This window comes from Amycolatopsis albispora, assembly GCF_003312875.1.
Taxonomy (GTDB): Bacteria; Actinomycetota; Actinomycetes; order Mycobacteriales; family Pseudonocardiaceae; genus Amycolatopsis; species Amycolatopsis albispora.
The window spans coordinates 495,552-513,905 of sequence record NZ_CP015163.1 but is presented as its reverse complement, the minus strand read 5'-3'; the positions used below and the strand labels follow the sequence as shown (position 1 = coordinate 513,905).

Here is an 18,354-nt window from a genome sequence, read left to right as displayed (position 1 = left end):
TGGGTGCGCCGGTCCTGGCGCATACCGGTCAGGACGGGTCGGGCGGCGGCATGCCGGGCAGGCTCTGGTCCTCCGGGACCACACCGTCGACCAGGTAGGCGTCGACCACCTTGTCCACGGCCGCGTTGCCGTACCCGTAGATGCCGTGGTCACCTTCTCCGGTGACGGTCAGCAGCCGGGAGTTCGCGAACCCGGCGTGGGCCTTGCGGGCGCCCTCGATGGGTGTGGCGGGGTCGTTCACCGACTGGACCAGCACCACCGGCGGCACGCCCTTACCGTCCATTGTGGGCAGTGGGCGGGGCTGGTTCTCCCAGAAGATGCAGTTCTGGATGAACATCCAGTACCCACCGGCCAGCAGGTTGCCCTGGTCGAGGAACTTCTGCGACCGCCGGATCACCGACTTCCGGTCGCCGTGCTCGGGGGCGTCGTTGCACCTGACGGCGGTCAGCACGGCGAGCATGGCGTCGAGCGGGTCCGGCTCGGCCGGCGCGGCGGCGATCGCCGCCCTGGCCCGCGCCTTGGCTTCTTCCGGTGCGTCGTTCGCGGTCAGCGTCTTGAGCTGGGCGAGGAAGTCGGCCAGGCCGGGGAAGGCGTGCTTGCTCTTGAGCAGGCCGAGGAACCGGCTGTCCAGCTCACCCGGACCGACCTTCGCGCCGTCGACCTCGACCGGATTGCGGGTCAGCGCGTACCGGACCGCCTCGAAGGTCTGCCGGACCTGCTCGCCGGTGACACCGAGCCCGTACCGGTTGTCGTGGGCCGCGGCCCACGGCAGGAAGTCCTGCCGCCAGCGGCGTTCGTACCCCATCGGCTGCATGTCGAACGACGTCGCCCAGCCCGAGGTGAAGTCCACCGAGGAGTCCAGCACGAACCGGCCGACGCGCTCGGGGAACCGCTGCGCGTAGTGCGCGCCGAGCCAGGTGCCCGCCGAGTACCCGATCCAGTTGATCTTCTCCCGGCCGAGCAGGACCCGCAGCAGGTCCAGGTCCTTGGTGTTGTGGAAGGTGTCGACGAACTCGACGAGTTCGCCCGACGTGCGCTCGCAGGTTTTCGTGGTGAGTTCCAGCGAGTCCAGGAGCAGGTCCAGATTGCGCGGGTCGCGATCGCGCGGGTCGTGAACAGCACCTTGGCCCGCTCCGCCACACGAGATGTTCGTGCTCCGGCCGGTGCCGCGGGTGTCGATGCCGATGATCTCCTGGTGCTCACGCAGCTTGGCCTGCTGGCTCAGCGAGGCGGGGAACGAGCGGCCCGGCCCGCCGGGGCCACCCGGGTTGGTGAGCACGGACGCCGTTGTCCCACCGGTGGATTTCAGCCTGCTGATCGCGATCGTCAGGTCCTGCCGGTCGTCCGGGCGCTCCCAGTCACGCGGGGTCGCGAACGTCGCGCACTCCAGGACTTTCGCCGTGTCGGGCTGATCCGGCACATCCTCGGCGGTGCACTGGCGCCAGTCCAGTTCCTGTTCGGCGTAGCGCGCCGGGATGCCGGTGGTGTTCAACGCGCCGGGGTTCGCCAGCGCGGGAGTCAGTCCCGCGAGCAAGCCACCCACGACCGCGGGAACCACCACGGCGAACCGCAATCTCCTGGACATGTACCGCCCCTTTGCTTCAACCAGCCCGATTGATCTCCGTCAACGGGTCCAGTGGAAACCATGCCCCCACGGCATACTCAAGTAGCGCGCTCGAATTTCAGAGGGCACCCAGGGCTTCGGCGGCTTTCGCCCGGAAACGTTCGATGGTGGCGAGCTTGATCTTCTCGTACCCCTTGACTTCCTCGGCCAGCTCGACGATCGCCACCACCCGGTCGAGGTTTTCCGCGGTGAGCCGCTCCAGCGCTGCCCGCACGAACGCCTGGTACTCGGCGACCAACCGGCGCTCCACCCGGCGGACCTTCGCGTAACCGAAGACGTCGAAAGCGGTGCCGCGCAAGCCTTTCATCGCCCGCAGTCCGCGGAACGCCGCCTCCGCGGTACGCCCGGACAGCCGGATCTTGTTCTTCATGCCCAGCGCACGCAGCACCGGCGGGTGCAGCAGCACCGAAACCTTCGCGTCCGGCCCGAATTCGGCGTCACGCCGGGCCTTCTCGACCGGATCGAGGTGCAGCCGCGCGACCTCGTACTCGTCCTTGTACGCCAGCAGCCGGTGCAGCCCGCGGGCGTAGGCGACGGCGATCCGGCCGTCGGGATCGACACCGTCCACCAGCGCGGCGACCCGGCGCACCTCGGCCGCGTAGCGACCGGCCAGCACCGCGTCCTGGTATCCGGCGAGGTCGTCGACCCGGACCGCCAGCACCTCGTCGAGCCCTTCGGCCCGCGACCCAGCGACCCGCGGCTGCGCCGCCTCCCGCACCGCGACGGGGTCCAGCACCGCGGCCCGGCCCCAGCGGAACGCGGCCAGGGTCTGCTCGACCGCGGCGCCGTTCAGCCGGATCGCCTCCTCCATCGACTCCGCGGACACCGGCAGGCAGCCGGACTGGTACGCGGCACCGAGCAACACCATGTTGGTCGGCATGTGGTCGCCGAACAGGGCCTCGGCCAGCGATTGCGCGTCGATCGCGACCACCTCGCCCACCGCATCGGCGATCTGCCCGACCGCCTCGTCCGCGGTCCCCGGCAGCGGCACCCGGCCGCTGACCATCGCCGCCGTCGGCACGATCGCGGTGTTCAGCACCGCGACCGCGTGCCCGGTCCGTGCCACGGCGAGGTTCGCCGCTTCGGCCGCACCGAGGACGTCGAAGCCGATGAGGACGTCGGCGGTGCCGCGCGAGGCCCGCAGCGCGCCCCGGACCGGCTGCTTGGCGATCCGGATGTCGGAGACGACCGGGCCGCCCTTCTGCGCCAGCCCCACCTGCTCCAGCCCCGCGGCGAACCGCCCGTCCAGGTGCGCGGCCATCTGCAGGATCTGCGAGGCGGTGACCACCCCGGTGCCGCCGATGCCCGGCATCCGGATCAGCGTCTGGTCGTCGTCGAAACGCGGCTCGGGCTCGGTCAGCGCGACCGGCAGCGGCGGCACGGAACGTTCCACCGTTCCCGGCTCCACGAGCAGGAACGACGGGCAGTCGCCCTTCAGGCAGGAGAAGTCCGAGTTGCACGAGGGCTGGTGGATGCGTGTCTTGCGGCCGAACTCCGTCGCCACGGGCTGCACCGACAGGCAGGTCGACTGGTCCCCGCAGTCCCCGCAGCCCTCGCACACCCGCTCGTTGATCACGACTTTCCCGGCCGGGGTGGGCAGCTTGCCGCGCTTGCGCAGCCGTCGCTCCTCGGCGGCGCAACGGTCGTCGTGGATCAGCACGGTGACCCCGTCGACCGCCGCCAGCTCGGCCTCCGCCTCGGCGAACTGGTCGCGGTGCCGCACCGACGCGATCGGGTCGAGCGTGACACCGCGGTACTTGGCGGGGTCGTCCGCGGTGACGATGATCCGGCGAACGCCCTCGGTGGCGAGCAGCCGGGTGATCTCCGGGACGGACAACCGCCCGATCGCCTGCTGCCCGCCGGTCATCGCGACGGCGTCGTTGTAGAGCAGCTTGTAGGTCATCCTCGCCCCACCTGCCACGGCCTGCCGGATCGCCAGTGAACCGGAGTGGTGGAAGGTCCCGTCGCCGAGGTTCTGCACGAAGTGCCGGTCGTCGGTGAACGGGGCGAGGCCGAGCCACTGCGCGCCCTCGCCGCCCATCTGCGTCAGGCCGATCTGCGTGCCGCGGCCCGTGCTGTCGATCGCGATCATGGTGTGGCAGCCGATCCCGACACCGACCAGCGTCCCGTCGGCGGTCCTGGTGGAGGTGTTGTGCGGGCAGCCCGAGCAGAAGTACGGGGTGCGCGCCGCACCGGCCATCGGCAGCCCGATGCGCGCGGGCCTGCGCGGCTCGATCGCCGACAGGTGCACCGTCGCCGTGCGCGGCAACCGCTCGTGCCCGGCACGCGCGGCCACGGCCCGCGCGACGTCCTCGGCCGAGAGCTGCCCCCGCGCGGTGAGCAGCGGCCGGTTCCGCTCGTCGAACCGCCCGACCACCAGCGGCGCGCCCGGCACCCGGTAGAGCGCCGCTTTGAGGTGCTCCTCCAGGAACGGCACCTTGTCCTCGACCACCAGCACCTCGTCGAGGTCCGCGGTGAGCCGCCGCAGTTCCTCGGCGTCGATCGGCCACGGCATCGCGAGCCGGATCAGCCGGATCCCGAGGTGCTCCATGGCCGCCTCGTCGAGCCCGAGGTCGTCGAGCGCGCGCTGAAGGACCGCGAAGCCGGTGCCGCTGGCGAGCACGCCGAACCGCGCACCCGCGGGCGCGAACACGGCCCGGTTGAGCCCGGTTTCGCGGGCGTAGGCGCGGGCGAGGTCGAGTCGCCGGGTGAGCAGGTCGTGCTCGGCGTCGAGCGCGGCGGGCCCGACGAGCGCGCCCGCGGTGGGACGGGGTTGCGCGGGCGGCATCGGGATGCCCAGCCGCAGGCCGCCGACGTCGATGGTGGCGGAGGCGTCGGCGTTGTCCGCCACGATCTTCAGCCCGGTCCACAGGCCCGACGCACGAGACAACGCGACGGCGTGCAGCCCGAGTTCGATGATTTCCCCGACCGTGCCGGGCGCGAGCAGCGGCGTGCCCAGGCTCTGCGCCATCGGCTCACACGAACTCGGCACGGTGGACGACTTCGACGCCGGGTCGTCACCGATGATCGCGACGGCGCCGCCGAGGGTCGCGGTGCCGGCGAGGTTGCCGTGCCGGATCGCGTCCGCCGCGCGGTCGAGGCCGGGGTTCTTGCCGTACCAGAACCCCGTGACGCCGTCGTGCCGTCGCCCGGGCAGCTGTCCGAGCGTCTGGGTCCCGGCGACGGCGGTGGCGGCGAGTTCCTCGTTCACCCCCGGCTGGAAAACCACGCCCGCGGGGTCGAGGAAGCGCTTGGACCGCACCAGTTCGGAATCCAGTCCGCCCAGCGGCGAGCCCTGGTAACCGGAGACGAAGACCCGGGTGTCGAAGCCGCGCTCGGTGTCCAGGCGGCGCTGCTCGAGGGTGAGGCGGACCAGGGCCTGGATCCCGGTGAGGAGCGCCCGGCCGCGCTCGGCGGCGTAGCGGTCGTCGAGGGTCACCGTGGTGGGGACGGTCAACGGGGCCTCCTTCAGCCGGGCGTACGGGTAGGCCCAGTGGAGAGGATCCGCCGCTGCGCACGCAAGCAACATCGGGGAAGATGCGGTCAACACGCAAACGGAACCTCAATTTGCCCGGTCCGTTTGAATAATTTTGCGCGAGGAGTGCCATCATGGCGGAACCCGACGAGATCGACCGTCGGCTGATCACCCTGCTGCGGGAAGACGGGCGGCGGACCTACTCGGACATGGCGGGCATCGTCGGGCTCTCCGTGGCGGCGGTGAAGCGGCGGGTGAACCGGCTGCAGGAGACCGGCGTGATCACCGGGTTCACCGTGCAGGTCGACCACACGAAGCTCGGCTGGGGCGTCGAGGCGTTCACCGAGGTGCGGTACGCGGGCACAACGCGGGTGGCGGACATCGTCGGGAGCGCGAGCGTGCTGCCCGAGGTGGCCGCCATCTACACGATCGCGGGCGACCCGGACGCGCTCGTGCAGGTCCGCGTCCGGGACGTGGCACACCTGCAGCAGGTCATCGACCAGTTGCGCGCCGGTGGCTCCATCGCGGGCACCAAGACCCTGCTGGTGCTCGGCGCCTGGACACGCACCTGACAACCGGTGGCGGGTTCAGGAACCGCAGGAATCCCTGACGACCAACCGGGTTGGCAGGATCACCGGGCCCTCGCGGCCGACACCGGTGATCATGGCCATCACCGCCTTGGCCGCGGCCACCCCGAACCCCGGCTTGTCCTGCGCCACCGTGGTCAGCGCCGGATCGACCACGGACGCGACCTCGATGTCGTCGAAACCGACGAGCGCCAGGTCGTCCGGGACGCGCAGCCCCGCGGCCCTGGCGGCGAGCAACGCGCCGACCGCCATCTCGTCGCTGGCCGCGAACACGGCCGTGGGCGGTTCGTCCAGGGCGAGGAGCCGTCGCATCGCGGCGGTTCCGCTGGCCCGGTAGAAGTCCCCGGTGACCACGTAGTCCTCACGCAACTCGGCACCGCACTCCCGCATTGCCTTGCGGTACCCGGAAATCCGCGCCTCGGCGGGCTGGTTTCCCGGCGGGCCGGTGATCGTGGCGATCCGCGCATGGCCGAGCCCGGCGAGGTGGCGGACGGCCGACATGGCACCGGCGGCGTTGTCCGACATGACATACGTGGCGTTCGGTCCGTCGACGGCAACATCGACCGCGACACACGGAACACCCGACTGCGCGAAGGCTTCGAACGCCTCCGCGTCGGAACCGCTGTCGATCAGCACCAGCCCGCCGAGGTGGTGGCGGCGGGCCATGTTCACGTAGCCGACCGGATCGGCGAGCGACGCGCCGACGTCACGGGAGTCGCCGCTGGTGGCCAGCATGAGCAGGTGGTACCCGTGTGCGCTGAGCGCGGATTTCAGCCCGATCAGCAGATCCTGCAGATACGGGTGCCGCCAGCCCGGCCTGCGATGATCGGTATCCCACACCAGGCCGATCATCGTGGACTGTTTCGTCGACAACGCACGCGCGGATTCGTTGGGCCGGTAATCCAGTTCCCTGGCGACCCGCAGAACACGTTCCCTGGTCTCTTCGTTGACCGTTTCCGGCTGGTTGAACACCCGCGACACGGTGGCCACGGACACGCCGCACAACTCGGCGATCTCGCGCCCGGTCGCCATCCGGCCTCCCCTTCACTGTAAACGGTTACATAAACCTAGGCAGCCCCCGCGCCCTAGTCAAGGCCGGTGGATCAACTCGCCTGGTTACCGTTTTGTTACTTGACGGATCTCGGTTCACCCCGCTGTCATGGACGCCACACAGCTCGGGCCCGCCGGTGTGAGAGCCGCGTATCGGCTGCCCGTCAACGCGTTTTCCGGCTGAAACGCGCCCCAAAACAAACGGAGGCCTTCGATGCGCTCCAAAACAATGGCGCTCGTCTGCGCCGCGCTGGTGACCGGCACGATGCTCGCCGGCTGCGGCGGTGAATCCGGCGCCGGCGGCAAAACCAAGCTCACCATCGGCCTGTTCGGCAATTTCGGCTACACCGAACTGCTCAAGGAGTACGCGAGCACGCACCCGGACATCGAAATCCAGGACCGCACCGCCTCCTACTCCGACCACCACAAGAACCTGGCCGCGCACCTGGCGACCAACAACGGTGCCGCGGACATCGAGGCGGTCGACAGCGGCTACATCGCCCAGTTCAAGGACACCCCGGACAAGTTCGTCGACCTGAACACCAAGGGCGGTGACCAGCTCAGGGAACGCTGGCTGCCGTGGAAGTGGGAGGCCTCGCTCGGCAAGGAGGGCCAGCAGATCGGCTACGGCACCGACGTCGGTGGCCTGGCCATCTGCTACCGCCGCGACCTGCTGGAAGCCGCCGGGCTGCCGTCGGACCGCGCACAGGTCGCCGCGCTCTGGCCGACGTGGCAGGAGTTCATGGCCGCGGGCAAGCGGTTCCAGGCCAGCGCCCCCGCGGGCGTGAAGTGGTTCGACGGCGGTCCGACCGTGCTCAACGCGATCGTCGGCCAGGCACCCGTCGGCTACTACGACAGGTCCGACAACCTCACCGTGGGCGCCAACCCGGACCTCAAGCAGGGCTGGGATCTCGTGGTCGACGGCGTGCGTGCCGACCTGTCGGCGAAGCTGCTCTACTCGACACCGGTCTGGAACACGGGGTTCAAGCAGGGCCAGTTCGCCACCGTGACCTGCCCGGCCTGGCAGATGGCCAAGATCAAGGACCAGGCACCGGAGACCGCGGGAAAGTGGGACGTCACCTCCGTGCCCGGTGGCGGTGGCAACTGGGGCGGCTCATACCTGACGATTCCCAAGCAGGGCAAGAACGTCGACAAGGCCGTCGAGCTGGCCACCTGGCTCACCGCGCCCGAGCAGCAGGCCAAGGTGTTCACCAGTTCCGGGCTGCTGCCCTCGACGCCGAAGCTGTACGAGGACCCGGCCATCGTGAACTACCGGAATCCGTTCTTCAACGACGCCCCGGTGGGCCAGCTGTTCACCGACGCGGCCAAGAACCTCAAGCCGCAGTACCAGGGCCCGAAGGCCGGTGACGTGCAGACCGCGATCGGCAACGCGATGCAACGCGTCGAGCAGGGCAAGCAGAACGGCGAGGACGCCTGGAACCAGTTCGTCGGCGACGTCCAGAAACTGACGAGCTGACCCGATGACGGCACTGGACCGGACAGCGCGAAGGCACCGGTGGGACACCAGGTTCGCGCCGTACGCCTATGTGGCGCCGTACTTCCTGATCTTCGGTGTCTTCGGGCTGTTCCCCCTGCTGTACACGATCTGGGTGTCGCTGCAGCAGCGCAGCCTGCTCGACGCCGACGGCGCGTCCTTCATCGGGCTGGACAACTACCAGGTGCTGTTCGCCGATCCGTACTTCTGGAACGCCATGGGCAACACGCTGAGCCTGTGGCTGCTGACCACGATCCCCCAGATCCTGTTCGCACTGTGGATCGCACAGCTGCTCAACCGCAAGGTCCGCACGCGCACGCTGTTCAGGATGGGCGTGATCCTGCCGAACGTCACCTCGGTGGCCGCGGTGACGATCATCTTCGCCCAGCTGTTCGGCCGGGACTTCGGCCTGATCAACTGGGGGCTGGACCTGTTCGGCGCCGGCCACATCGACTGGCAGGCCGGCACCGCCAGCTCGCACGTCGCCATCGCCACCATGGTGGTGTGGCGCTGGACCGGCTACCACGCGCTGATCTTCCTGGCGTCCATGCAGGCGATCCCGCCGAGCATGTACGAAGCGGCCACCCTGGACGGAGCCAGGAACTGGCAGCAGTTCTGGCGGATCACCGTGCCGCTGCTGCGACCGCAGATCATCTTCTCCACGATCATCGCGACCACCGGCAACATGCGGCTGCTCGCCGAACCGCTGCTGTTCAACCCCGGCACCGCGGCGGCGACCGGTGGTTCGGACCGGCAGTTCCAGACCGTCGCGCTGTACCTGTACGAGCAGGGCTTCAGCAACTGGGACTTCGGCTACAGCTCGGCGATCGCGATCGTGCTGGCGATCGCGACGATCCTCGTGGCCGGCCTGGGTTACCTGGTGACCAAACGAATCCAGACGGATTGAGGAAACCATGACTGCTGTGCTGGATCCACCCGCGCCGGCGCCGCCCGCCGGGGCGCGGGGCCGGGCGCGCCGGCTGGCCGGGCGGGTCGCGGGACCGTGGGTGTACGCCGGGCTGATCGCGGTGCTGGCCGGTTCGGCCTTCCCGGTGTACTGGTCGCTCGTGGTGTCCTCGCAGACACCGGACGCGATCGACTCCGTGCCGCCGGTGCTGGTGCCGGGTGGCCACCTCTTCGAGAACATCGCCCGGGTCTTCGACACCACCGATTTCGCGCTGGCGCTGACCAACTCGATCGTGGTGTCGGGCACGATCACCTTCTCGGTGGTGCTGTTCTCCACCCTGGCCGGGTTCGCCTTCGCCAAGCTGCGCTTCCGCGGGCGCAACGTGCTGCTGCTGGTGATCATCGCGACCCAGGCGATCCCGACCGAGCTCGGCGTGATCCCGCTCTACATGATGATGAGCGAGTTCGGCTGGGCAGGCCAGATCCACGCGGTGATCGTGCCGGGCCTGGTGACGGCGTTCGGGGTGTTCTTCATGCGGCAGTACTTCGAGCGGGCCATCCCGGACGAGCTGCTCGAAGCGGGCCGGATGGACGGTTGCGGTACGTTGCGGCTGTTCTGGCACGTGGCGTTGCCCGCGGCCCGGCCGGCGGCGGCGGTGCTCGGGCTGTTCACCTTCATGCAGGCGTGGAACGACTTCTTCTGGCCGCTGGTGGTGCTGGTGCCGGAGAACCCCACCGTGCAGACCGCGCTGAACACGCTCGCCAGCGGGTACACCACCGACTACACCCTGGTGCTCACCGCCGCGACGCTGGCCACGGTGCCGGTGCTCGCGATCTTCCTGCTGTTCGGCCGCCAGATCGTCGGCGGCATCATGTCCGGCGCCGTCAAGGGCTGACAAAAAGGAGATTTCGTTGTGACCACCGGTTTTCCGCCCGCGTTCCGCTGGGGTGTGGCGACTTCGGCGTACCAGATCGAAGGGGCCGCGCGGCGGGACGGCCGTGGTCCGTCCATTTGGGACACCTTCTCGGCGGTGCCCGGCGCGGTCGCGTCCGGTGACACCGGTGAGGTGGCCGCCGACCACTACCACCGCTGGCCCGAGGACGTCGAACTGCTGACCGGTCTCGGTGTCGACGCGTACCGGTTCTCCATTTCCTGGCCCCGGATCCTGCCGGACGGACGCGGCCGGATCGAGCAGCGCGGCATCGACTTCTACCGGCGGCTCGCCGACACGTTGCTGGACAAGGGAATCGAGCCGTTCGCCACGTTGTACCACTGGGATCTGCCGCAGGTGCTAGAGGACCTCGGCGGGTGGCGCAACCGCGACACCGCGAGGTGGTTCGCCGAGTACGCCACGATCGTGCAGGACGCCCTCGGTGACGTCGTGCGCAAGTGGACGACCCTGAACGAGCCCTACTGCTCCTCGATCGTCGGTTACGGTGAAGGCAGGCACGCGCCAGGCGCACGAGAAGGGCACGGCGCGCTGGCGGCCGCGCACCACCTGCTCCTCGGCCACGGCCTGGCGGTGCAGGCGATGCGCGCCAATTCCCTGGCAGGACAAGAATTCGGCATCGTGCTCAACCAGTCGCCGGCGGTCCCCGTGACCGCGGACCCCGCGGACGTCGCGGCGGCCGACCGCCAGGACTGCCTGCTGCGGCGGCAGTTCACCGATCCGCTGTTCGGCGCGGCGTACCCGGACGAGCTGACGTCGATGTTCAGCGCGATCACCGACTTCTCGTTCCGCCGCGACGGGGACCTGGCGGTCATCGGCGAACCGCTGGACTACCTCGGCGTCAACTACTACTACCGGCTGCACGTCGCCGACGCGCCCCACCGGGAGCCGGACCCGGCCCGGCGGACCGCCCACGACATCGGCGTGGACACCACGCGGCTGCCGGACGTCCCCCGCACGGGCATGGGCTGGCCGGTGGAACCCGCCGGGCTCACCACCGCGCTGACCGACCTCACCGCACGCTATCCGACGTTGCCGCCGATCTACCTCACCGAAAACGGTTGCGTCTACCCGGATTCGAGCACGTTCGAAGACAACGAGCGCATCGCCTACCTCCGCGACCACCTGGCCGCCGCCGAAGCGGCGGCGGCCGCCGGAGTCGACCTGCGTGGTTACTTCTGCTGGTCGCTGCTCGACAACTTCGAGTGGGCGCACGGCTACAAGCATCGGTTCGGCCTGGTCCACGTCGACTACCCGACGCAGCGCCGCACCCCGCGCGCGAGCTACCACTGGTACCGATCGTTCATCTCGGCCGCGCGCCGATCAGGCTGAGGGAGCAGGCGCACTCGTCGGGGGAAAGATCGCCAGGAACGCGAACCAGACCAGGATCAGGATTCCGGCCGGGCGCAGGAACGATTCCGGCAGCACGTTCCCCACGAACGAATACCCGGCCAGCCAGAGACCCGTGATCACGCCGACCGCGCCGACCGGCCAGGCCCGGCTGACCAGCGAACTCGACACGATCCAGACACCGGCGAGGACGTGCCCGCCGAGCCGGACCGCCCAGGCGGTGTCGTAGGCGATCTCGTTGATCATCAGAATGCCGGCGAGCACGTCCAGTGCCACCCATCCGTAGCCCGCCGCCTTGGCCCACGGTGCCGCGTCCAGGCGGGAGACGAGGAAAAGGATGGACAGGTGGAAGAAGACTCCCAGGTATTCGCCCCACGCCACGTCCGGGTCCACGAAGAAGGCGATCACGGCCGGGAGGAACAGCACGAGGGGAAGAAGCGCCAACCAGCGCAGGCTGACGTAGTGCCGTCGAGCATCGAACATCGCGGAGTCCTTAGGTGTGGACGGTCTTGTAGGGTCGAACCCTAGAAGGGCGGTGTTGACATGTCAACGCGTGGCGAAGCGACCGAACTGTGGCTGCTGTGGAAGCGCGCCTACGAGACGACCCGCGCCGCGGTCATCGCCGACATGACGGCGGCCTCCGGTCTCTCCGAAGCAGAGCTGAGCGTCTTGGTGTGCCTGCACGAAGCCGGTGGTGTCCTGCGGCAGAGCGCCATCGCCACGACCCTGGGCTGGGACCGGACACGGCTGTCGCACCTGCTGACCAGAATGGAGAAACGCGACTACGTGGCCCGCGCCAAGGTCGCGAACGGCGTCGAGATCACCTTGCGCCCCACGGGCCGCCGCACGATCGACGCGTCGGTACCGGCGCTGGAAGCCTCGACCCAGCGCCACCTCCTGGCCCACCTCACCCCGGCCGACGCGGCAGCCCTCAAACACATCGCCGAGCAACTACTCCCCGACGAGAGTTGCTGAACGTCACTAGTGTGCGGTGAGTCCACCGTCGACGATGAGTTCGGTGCCGGTGATGTACGAGGATTCGTCGCTGGCCAGGAAGAGCATGGTGGGAGCGATTTCGGCGGGGCTGCCCGCGCGGCGCATGGGGGTGCGCACGATGTCGGGTTGCCGGTCGCCCTGTTCGTCGAGCAGTTCCTGGATCATCGGGGTGGCGATGACGCCGGGGTGCACCGAGTTGACCCTGACGCCACGGGTGGCGTATTCGACGGCGGCGGTTTTGGTCAGCAGTCGCACCGCTCCTTTGGTCGCCTGGTACGCGGCGGCGGCTCCGCTGCCGATGAGGCCGAGCACCGAGGAGGTGTTGATGACCGAGGCGTTGCCGGAGGCGCGCAGCAGGGGCATGGCGGTTTTCATGCCGAGCCAGGTGCCGGTCTGGTTGATCGCGATCACCCGGTCCCAGGCGTCCTGTGTGGTGTCCTCGATGCCGGGCCAGTCCACGACGCCGGCGAGGTTGACCAGGACGTCGAGGCGCCCGAATCGTTGCCGGGTCAGTTCGATGACCTCGCTCCAGTTCTCGGCCGAGGAGACGTCCAAGCGAGCCGCCAGCACCTCGGTCGCTTCCAGTCGCCCGGCGAGTTCCCGCGCGGCGTCCTGCGCGATGTCGGTGATCACCAGGCGGGCGTCTTCGCGGGCGAACAGTTCCGCGGTGGCCTGTCCGATGCCGCCGGTCGCGCCGGTGATCAACGCGACCTTGCCCATGAGCCGTCCAGGCATGGCTGCCCGCCCTCGGTGATCGGACTCGCGATAGAGGACAAGATGCTCGTGATAAAGCACGCCGTCGCGGATGTCACCCGTCGCGGTGAAACCGGTGTCGTCCACGTAGTCGAGGTGGTTGCCGGTCACGGTGTAGCGACCGGTGTAGGCGCTGCGCCGTTCCCCGCGTGCTTCGTCGTAGCGCCCGTCTGCGCGCAACTCCTGCCGGATGTGCCCGTCCGCGGTGACCCACATGCCGACCACGTCGCTGTTGTTTGTCATACCGCCCAGCGTCGGCGACGGCGGGAAGCGCTGGCAGGACGCGTGGTGGCTGGGTGTGCCACACCCACCCGACCGGGCCGACGGCGACCTACCCTGGCGCCATGGCCACTGGTGAGCTGGGCGCGTTCCTGCGAGCGCGCCGCGCGCAGCGATCTCCCGAGGACGCGGGCGTGCGCTATTCCGGTCGGCGCAAGGTGGCCGGCCTGCGCCGGGAGGAGGTCGCCGTGCTCGCCGGGGTCAACGCCGACTACTACACCCGCCTGGAACAGGGCCGCGAAACCCACCCGTCGCCGCAAGTGCTCGACGCCCTCAGCCGCGCACTGGACCTCGGCCCCGACGCCCGCGAGCACCTGTACCGGCTGGCCGGCACCGCACCGGACCACACTCCCGTGCCGCAGACCGTGAGCCCCGAACTGCGGCAACTCATGGACGCCTACCCGAACACGCCCGCCTTCGTCCTCAACCGCATCCTGGACGTCCTGGCCACCAACACCCTCGCCGACGCGCTTTTCTCACCATTCCAGACGGTGGACAACCTCGCGCGGATGACCTTCCTCGACCCCGCGGGACGACAGTTCTACGGGCGCTGGGACTGGACCGCGCAGGCCACCGTGGCGAACCTGCGGACAGCCGCGGGCTTCGACCCCCATGACCCTGGCCTGCGGCGCCTCGTGGCCGAACTCAGCGAGGGCAGCGCGCACTTCCGCGCCCTGTGGGAAACGCATGAGGTGCGCGGCAAGACCCGGGAACCCAAACACCTCGTACACCCGGACGTCGGCCCGCTCACCCTCACCTACCAGGCATTCGACGTGCGCAGCGCCCCCGGCCAGCAACTGATCATCTACCACGCCGAACCCGCCACCCCCAGCGCCGAAGCCCTCGCCCTGCTCGGCAGCCTCCACGCCGCCCCAGCCGACTACTCCTTCCACGTCACCTGATCAACCGACAGCTGGGCGGATGTTCTCCGCCGAACTGCTCAACCGAGCCCTCAACTCCGAGCAACCCGCCACCGCACCGGCCCCGCTCGCCGCCCCTTCGTGTCGCGCCTCGGCGGAATCGACGCCAACCGCTGCGAGGGCTCGCCGAGCACGGTCATGATCGTGTCGACCAGTTGTCGCCGGTGCGGGGGCGTGTGGGCCTTCGCCGTCGAAGTTCCGGCTCCGACAGCAGGCGGACCGCGTTTGTAGGCCACGTGTAGGAGGCACATGGCCGGGCAGTGGATCCGGTGGGCAAAGTTCTCACGGTGGTCAGCCAACGGGTACCGCCATCGCGCCACGGCGACGATCGCCTCCGGCGCGTGGTCCTCACCTGGCTGACCACGGCGCAGGGCGGCGCGGAGCGCTCCACCCTCGAACTGGCGCGGGGGCTCCGCGAACTGCTCGGCGCCGAAGTCACGCTGGTGTGGTGGGACGGCGGTGACCACCAGCCACTCCCGCCCGTGCCCGGTGTGCGGGTGTGGCGCACCGAGGACGCCGCTTCCTACGCGCGTGCCCTGGCCGGTGAGCTCCGCCGCGACCCGGACCGGACCGTGCTCATCGGCACCCACCGCACGGCGCTGGTGGACATCCCGGTCGCCGAGCCGCTCGAAGTGCCCGTGGTTTCCGTGCTGCGTGGAATCCTCGTGCCCGGCGAACGCCTGCGCACCGCCGATCCGGCCACCGGCCTGCTCGTCCCGCGCCTGCCCGGCGAATTGGACTGGACAACGCTGGCTCGAGCCACCTGGGTCGGGGTCAGCCGGGCGGCCACCGCCAGCCTCGCCAGGACGTCACCGCATCCGGTCGACGCCGTCACCATCTACAACGGCATCGCGGGGGCGGGCCGGCCGAAGGCGTCGGCGCCGAGGAGACCGCGCCGGTTCGCCGTGGTGGCCAGGACCGAACCCTGGAAGCGGATCGACCGGGTGATCCAAGCCTTCTGCGCGGTGCCCGACCGCGTGGCCTCCCGCGCGCGGCTGGACATCTACGGCACCGGAACCGCGTTGCCGCTCCTGCGGGCGCAGGCGAAGGCCGCGCCGGCCAGGGACATCCGGTTCCGCGGCCACGTCCCCGCCCACCGGTGGCAGGCAGCCGCGGACGTGCTCGTTTCGGCCTGCGACATCGAGGGATTCGGCCGGTCCGTGCTCGAAGCCGGTGCCGCGGGCATCCCGCAGCTCGTGCCGGACCGCGGTGGCAGCGCCGAACTCGTGCTGCCGGGCCTGACCGGGCTCATCCACTCCGCCGACGAACCGGGCGGTCTCACCGCCGCACTGACCGAAGCCGCCTGCTGGTCCGAGCAGCAGCTCCAAGCGCTGGGCAGGCTCGCCCAGCTCCACGCGCGTTCCTACTCCCAGACCCGCTGCTTCCTGGCCTACGCCCGGCTCGCGCAGCGTGTTCGCGCGTGTCCGGGCCACTCCCCCGCGTTGCACGCCTGACCGGCTCCTCCCGAGAAAGGATCAGCACATGGGTCACGAAGCCGAACGCCAGCACATCGTCCGCGCGGTCAGCGACATGACGCGCTGGGGAACGCTCGATCCGGCCGGGGGTTCGGTCAGCGTCCGGGCCGGTTCCGGGAACGTGGTCAGCACCACCTCGAGCTCGGCCTTCGTCCGGTGGGACATCACCGCTCGCAACCTCATGGTGTACGGACCCGACGGTGCCATCGTCGAACGGGCAACCGACCTGGCGCCTCCGGACGCCCCGCTCCACCTGGCGATCTACCGCGAGTTCCCCGGCTGCAACGCGATCGTGCACTCCCACGCGCCGTACAGCCTGGCGTTCGCTTCGCTCGGCCTCGGGGTACCGTCGTGCACGAACAAGCTCGACACGCTCGGCGAAGTGCCGTGCTTCACCTCCGACGACCCGGCGGTCAAGGAGGACGTGCTCGCCGGGCGCGTCGAGATCGAGGTCCCCGAGTGTCTAGGCTCCCGGCCCGATGTGATCGCCGGCTACCTGCTCACGGTCAACCCCCAGGTGTTGGAGCACTTCACCCCGCGGGCAGGCGAACTCGGCAGGCACGGCCTCGGTTTTGTGGTCTACCGGCACGGGGTGTTCGTGTTCGCCCGCCACCTCGACGAGGCCGTGGAGAACCTGACCAGGATCGAAGTCAGCGCCCGGACCGCTCTGTTCCAGGCCACTCTGCACGGCGGGATCAGCGGGATCAAGCCGGACGTGTTGCACCGCCCCGGTGCCACCTGGTCGGAGAGCCTCTACTCGGGGAACAGCCGCTGAGGTCGCGAAGCTGCCAGGACGGTACCCGCGGCGCCGCGGCGGGCATGCTCGTCGACACCGTCGGACGCCTGCTCGTGGTGAACCCCACCTACAAGTTCGGCTGGGGCCTGCCGGGCGGGGTGATCGAGGCCGACGAGTCCCCCCTCGCCGCTTGCCGCCGGGAACTGCGCGAAGAACTCGGCATCGAGCCCGCGCTCGATGGCCTCGCCGGTGTCGACTGGATCCCGGCCCGCCTGGACCGCGGCGCCGCCACCATCTTCGTGTTCGCGGGCCGGATCCCGGACGCTCTGGTGCACCGGATCCGGCTTCCGCCGGAGGAACTGTCGGCGCACTTGTTCGCCGACCCAGCGCGGCTCGACGAGTTGCTGGCGGTGCACATCGTCCGCCGGATGGCGGCCTGCCTCGCCGCCCGCCGTGCCGGACGTGTCGCTTACCTCGAGTTCGGCCGCGACGTCCTGCCGTCCGGCCGGACCGCCGGTTCGCGGTGATCCTTGCGGAAGGCGAGCCAGCCGAAACACCCGAACCAGAAATCCCGTTCCAGCCGGAATCCCGCGGTGGCCGCGGCCGCGGCCACCGCGGCCGGCGTGCGCGGCACGGCCGCCGGGCTCCGCTGGGCGTAGCGAAGATCGACCAGTTCCTGGTCGTAGCTGCCGGTACGGGAAAAGGTCATCGCCAGGCACACCACACCGCCGGCCCGCAGCAAGCTCGCCAGGCTTTGCCAAAGCGGCACCGGATCGCGCAGGTAGTGGTAGGCCCCGACCAGCATCGCGCCGTCGAAGCAATTCTCGCCGTCGAGTTCCAGCGGCCGTTCCAGATCGCCCGCGACCATCCGTATCCGCGGATCGCCGGAAGTGCGTTGCGCGGCGGCGCTGAGGAAATCGGGGCTGATCTCCACACCAACCAGATCCGTGTCCTTGCCGTGTCCCGCGTACCGCGCGAGTTCGAGCAGTCCCAGCCCGGTGCCGGAAGCGAGATCGAGTAGCGCGTTGCCCTCGGAAACCAGTGCACGTACCGCTTGGAGCCGTCCGTAACGGTAATAGGGAAGCTGCATTCCCTGGTCCCACAGCTCGACGTTCGACGCATCGAAGCCGGACAGTGCGGGCTTTTCCCCTTGGGTCAGCGAGGCCACCACGCGGCCGAAGCTCCCGCTGTAACCGAGTTCCCGGTAGCTGGATTTCCCGGTGGCCAGCCGGATCAATTCGTCATCCACCGGCCGCGGCGCGTGCTCGGCCGCCGCGGCGAACCGCGGGCCAGCACGGTACACCGCACCGCATCGGTTCAGCGCGCCGAGCAGGAGCTCCGCCACCGCGAGCTTGCCGGGCACAACTTGGTACCGAGCGGCGAACTCGGCGACCGTGGCCGGTTCCCGCAGCGCGTCGAGCACGCCGCAGTCGACCGCGGCCCGGCGGATGAACTCGTATCCGGAGCGCCGGTATTCCATATAGGCCGCTGCCATGCGTTCGGGCGGGATGTCGATCAATTCCTCGTCGGTTAGGCACATCGCACGCCCCTTCCCCGTGATCCCCGGGATGCGACTCCATTCTACGGCTCCGCCGTCAACCCAGCACCGCCTCACGTTGCATGAACCAAGATCTTGTGACAATCTGAGTTGCACTGCACTTTCTGCTCATCAACGCGTTTTGCCGATACCGCACGGCCGAAGTTGATCTGAGCAATTCTGTTCGTCGAGGGATGACCAGCTCTATTGGGGGCTTGAGA

General features: G+C 69.6%; 16 protein-coding genes and 1 pseudogene. 10 read left to right on the top strand and 7 right to left on the bottom strand.

Annotated features, from left to right (window positions below):
* Positions 1-28: 28 nt before the first annotated feature.
* Both A4R43_RS02585 and A4R43_RS02580 read right to left on the bottom strand, forming a co-directional pair.
* A complete protein-coding gene (locus A4R43_RS02585) occupies positions 29-1,585 on the bottom strand; it encodes an alpha/beta hydrolase (RefSeq protein WP_113690798.1) in 1,557 nt (518 codons plus the stop codon).
* A gap of 97 nt (positions 1,586-1,682) precedes the next feature.
* Positions 1,683-5,081 (bottom strand): indolepyruvate ferredoxin oxidoreductase family protein, encoded by a 3,399-nt coding sequence (locus A4R43_RS02580; RefSeq protein WP_236808730.1) that lies wholly within the window; start codon positions 5,079-5,081, stop codon positions 1,683-1,685.
* A gap of 152 nt (positions 5,082-5,233) precedes the next feature.
* On the opposite strand from A4R43_RS02580, the gene A4R43_RS02575 reads away from it, so the two are divergent.
* Positions 5,234-5,671, top strand: coding sequence for an Lrp/AsnC family transcriptional regulator (locus A4R43_RS02575; protein WP_113690796.1), 438 nt, complete (start codon positions 5,234-5,236; stop codon positions 5,669-5,671).
* Positions 5,672-5,686: 15 nt separating this feature from the next.
* Here A4R43_RS02575 and A4R43_RS02570 read toward each other — a convergent pair whose 3' ends face one another.
* Positions 5,687-6,718 carry a LacI family DNA-binding transcriptional regulator gene (locus tag A4R43_RS02570; protein ID WP_113690795.1) on the bottom strand — a complete coding sequence of 344 codons (1,032 nt, stop codon included), beginning with the start codon at positions 6,716-6,718 and terminating at the stop codon, positions 5,687-5,689.
* A gap of 232 nt (positions 6,719-6,950) precedes the next feature.
* Here A4R43_RS02570 and A4R43_RS02565 point away from each other — a divergent pair, with 232 nt between their 5' ends.
* From A4R43_RS02565 to A4R43_RS02550, 4 genes are read left to right on the top strand one after another with little or no spacing between them, the layout of a single operon-like run.
* A complete protein-coding gene (locus tag A4R43_RS02565) occupies positions 6,951-8,213 on the top strand; it encodes an ABC transporter substrate-binding protein (RefSeq protein WP_113690794.1) in 1,263 nt (420 codons plus the stop codon).
* A gap of 4 nt (positions 8,214-8,217) precedes the next feature.
* Positions 8,218-9,138 carry a carbohydrate ABC transporter permease gene (locus A4R43_RS02560; protein WP_113690793.1) on the top strand — a complete coding sequence of 307 codons (921 nt, stop codon included), beginning with the start codon at positions 8,218-8,220 and terminating at the stop codon, positions 9,136-9,138.
* A gap of 7 nt (positions 9,139-9,145) precedes the next feature.
* Positions 9,146-10,033 (top strand): carbohydrate ABC transporter permease, encoded by an 888-nt coding sequence (locus tag A4R43_RS02555; protein ID WP_113690792.1) that lies wholly within the window; start codon positions 9,146-9,148, stop codon positions 10,031-10,033.
* 18 nt (positions 10,034-10,051) lie between these two features.
* The gene (locus A4R43_RS02550; protein ID WP_113690791.1) at positions 10,052-11,419 is read left to right on the top strand and encodes a GH1 family beta-glucosidase; all 1,368 of its coding nucleotides are present in this window, start codon (positions 10,052-10,054) and stop codon (positions 11,417-11,419) included.
* Here the strand turns inward: A4R43_RS02550 and A4R43_RS02545 are convergent.
* Positions 11,411-11,920: a hypothetical protein gene (locus tag A4R43_RS02545; protein ID WP_113690790.1), complete on the bottom strand. Its 510-nt coding sequence runs from the start codon at positions 11,918-11,920 to the stop codon at positions 11,411-11,413. The two genes, A4R43_RS02550 and A4R43_RS02545, sit on opposite strands and share 9 nt — an antisense overlap.
* A gap of 60 nt (positions 11,921-11,980) precedes the next feature.
* Here A4R43_RS02545 and A4R43_RS02540 point away from each other — a divergent pair, with 60 nt between their 5' ends.
* On the top strand, positions 11,981-12,412 hold the full coding sequence (locus A4R43_RS02540) for a MarR family winged helix-turn-helix transcriptional regulator (RefSeq protein ID WP_113690789.1): 432 nt from the start codon (positions 11,981-11,983) through the stop codon (positions 12,410-12,412).
* Between the two features lie 6 nt (positions 12,413-12,418).
* Here A4R43_RS02540 and A4R43_RS02535 read toward each other — a convergent pair whose 3' ends face one another.
* Both A4R43_RS02535 and A4R43_RS43725 read right to left on the bottom strand, forming a co-directional pair.
* Positions 12,419-13,168, bottom strand: a complete 750-nt coding sequence (locus A4R43_RS02535; RefSeq protein ID WP_205215406.1) for an SDR family NAD(P)-dependent oxidoreductase — start codon at positions 13,166-13,168, stop codon at positions 12,419-12,421.
* Positions 13,169-13,255: 87 nt separating this feature from the next.
* Positions 13,256-13,402: pseudogene (locus A4R43_RS43725) on the bottom strand (Atu4866 domain-containing protein); the annotation flags it as partial.
* A 128-nt stretch (positions 13,403-13,530) separates the two neighbouring features.
* Here A4R43_RS43725 and A4R43_RS02530 point away from each other — a divergent pair.
* The 4 genes from A4R43_RS02530 to A4R43_RS02515 all read left to right on the top strand — a co-directional run bounded on the left by A4R43_RS02530 (position 13,531) and on the right by A4R43_RS02515 (position 17,123).
* Complete coding sequence (locus tag A4R43_RS02530) at positions 13,531-14,367, top strand: helix-turn-helix transcriptional regulator (RefSeq protein ID WP_113697301.1); 837 nt, start codon at positions 13,531-13,533, stop codon at positions 14,365-14,367.
* 359 nt (positions 14,368-14,726) lie between these two features.
* Entirely contained in the window at positions 14,727-15,839 is a 1,113-nt protein-coding gene (locus A4R43_RS02525) for a glycosyltransferase family 4 protein (protein WP_162788289.1), read from the top strand.
* 28 nt (positions 15,840-15,867) lie between these two features.
* Entirely contained in the window at positions 15,868-16,635 is a 768-nt protein-coding gene (locus tag A4R43_RS02520; protein ID WP_113690786.1) for a class II aldolase/adducin family protein, read from the top strand.
* Positions 16,599-17,123, top strand: a complete 525-nt coding sequence (locus A4R43_RS02515) for an NUDIX domain-containing protein (RefSeq protein WP_257791798.1) — start codon at positions 16,599-16,601, stop codon at positions 17,121-17,123. Before A4R43_RS02520 ends, A4R43_RS02515 begins: the two co-directional genes overlap by 37 nt.
* On the opposite strand, the gene A4R43_RS02510 is transcribed toward A4R43_RS02515, so the two are convergent.
* Positions 17,066-18,250 carry a class I SAM-dependent methyltransferase gene (locus tag A4R43_RS02510; RefSeq protein ID WP_162788288.1) on the bottom strand — a complete coding sequence of 395 codons (1,185 nt, stop codon included), beginning with the start codon at positions 18,248-18,250 and terminating at the stop codon, positions 17,066-17,068. The genes A4R43_RS02515 and A4R43_RS02510 overlap by 58 nt on opposite strands.
* Between the last annotated feature and the right edge of the window lie 104 nt (positions 18,251-18,354).

What these genes read in the sequence shown, in the direction of transcription:
- A4R43_RS02585 (WP_113690798.1), bottom strand. Translation starts at nt 1,585, where the DNA reads ATGTCCAGGAGATTGCGGTTCGCCGTGGTGGTTCCCGCGGTCGTGGGT.
- A4R43_RS02575 (WP_113690796.1), top strand. Translation starts at nt 5,234, where the DNA reads ATGGCGGAACCCGACGAGATCGACCGTCGGCTGATCACCCTGCTGCGG.
- A4R43_RS02570 (WP_113690795.1), bottom strand. Translation starts at nt 6,718, where the DNA reads ATGGCGACCGGGCGCGAGATCGCCGAGTTGTGCGGCGTGTCCGTGGCC.
- A4R43_RS02565 (WP_113690794.1), top strand. Translation starts at nt 6,951, where the DNA reads ATGCGCTCCAAAACAATGGCGCTCGTCTGCGCCGCGCTGGTGACCGGC.
- A4R43_RS02560 (WP_113690793.1), top strand. Translation starts at nt 8,218, where the DNA reads ATGACGGCACTGGACCGGACAGCGCGAAGGCACCGGTGGGACACCAGG.
- A4R43_RS02555 (WP_113690792.1), top strand. Translation starts at nt 9,146, where the DNA reads ATGACTGCTGTGCTGGATCCACCCGCGCCGGCGCCGCCCGCCGGGGCG.
- A4R43_RS02545 (WP_113690790.1), bottom strand. Translation starts at nt 11,920, where the DNA reads ATGTTCGATGCTCGACGGCACTACGTCAGCCTGCGCTGGTTGGCGCTT.
- A4R43_RS02540 (WP_113690789.1), top strand. Translation starts at nt 11,981, where the DNA reads ATGTCAACGCGTGGCGAAGCGACCGAACTGTGGCTGCTGTGGAAGCGC.
- A4R43_RS02535 (WP_205215406.1), bottom strand. Translation starts at nt 13,168, where the DNA reads ATGCCTGGACGGCTCATGGGCAAGGTCGCGTTGATCACCGGCGCGACC.
- A4R43_RS02530 (WP_113697301.1), top strand. Translation starts at nt 13,531, where the DNA reads ATGGCCACTGGTGAGCTGGGCGCGTTCCTGCGAGCGCGCCGCGCGCAG.
- A4R43_RS02520 (WP_113690786.1), top strand. Translation starts at nt 15,868, where the DNA reads ATGGGTCACGAAGCCGAACGCCAGCACATCGTCCGCGCGGTCAGCGAC.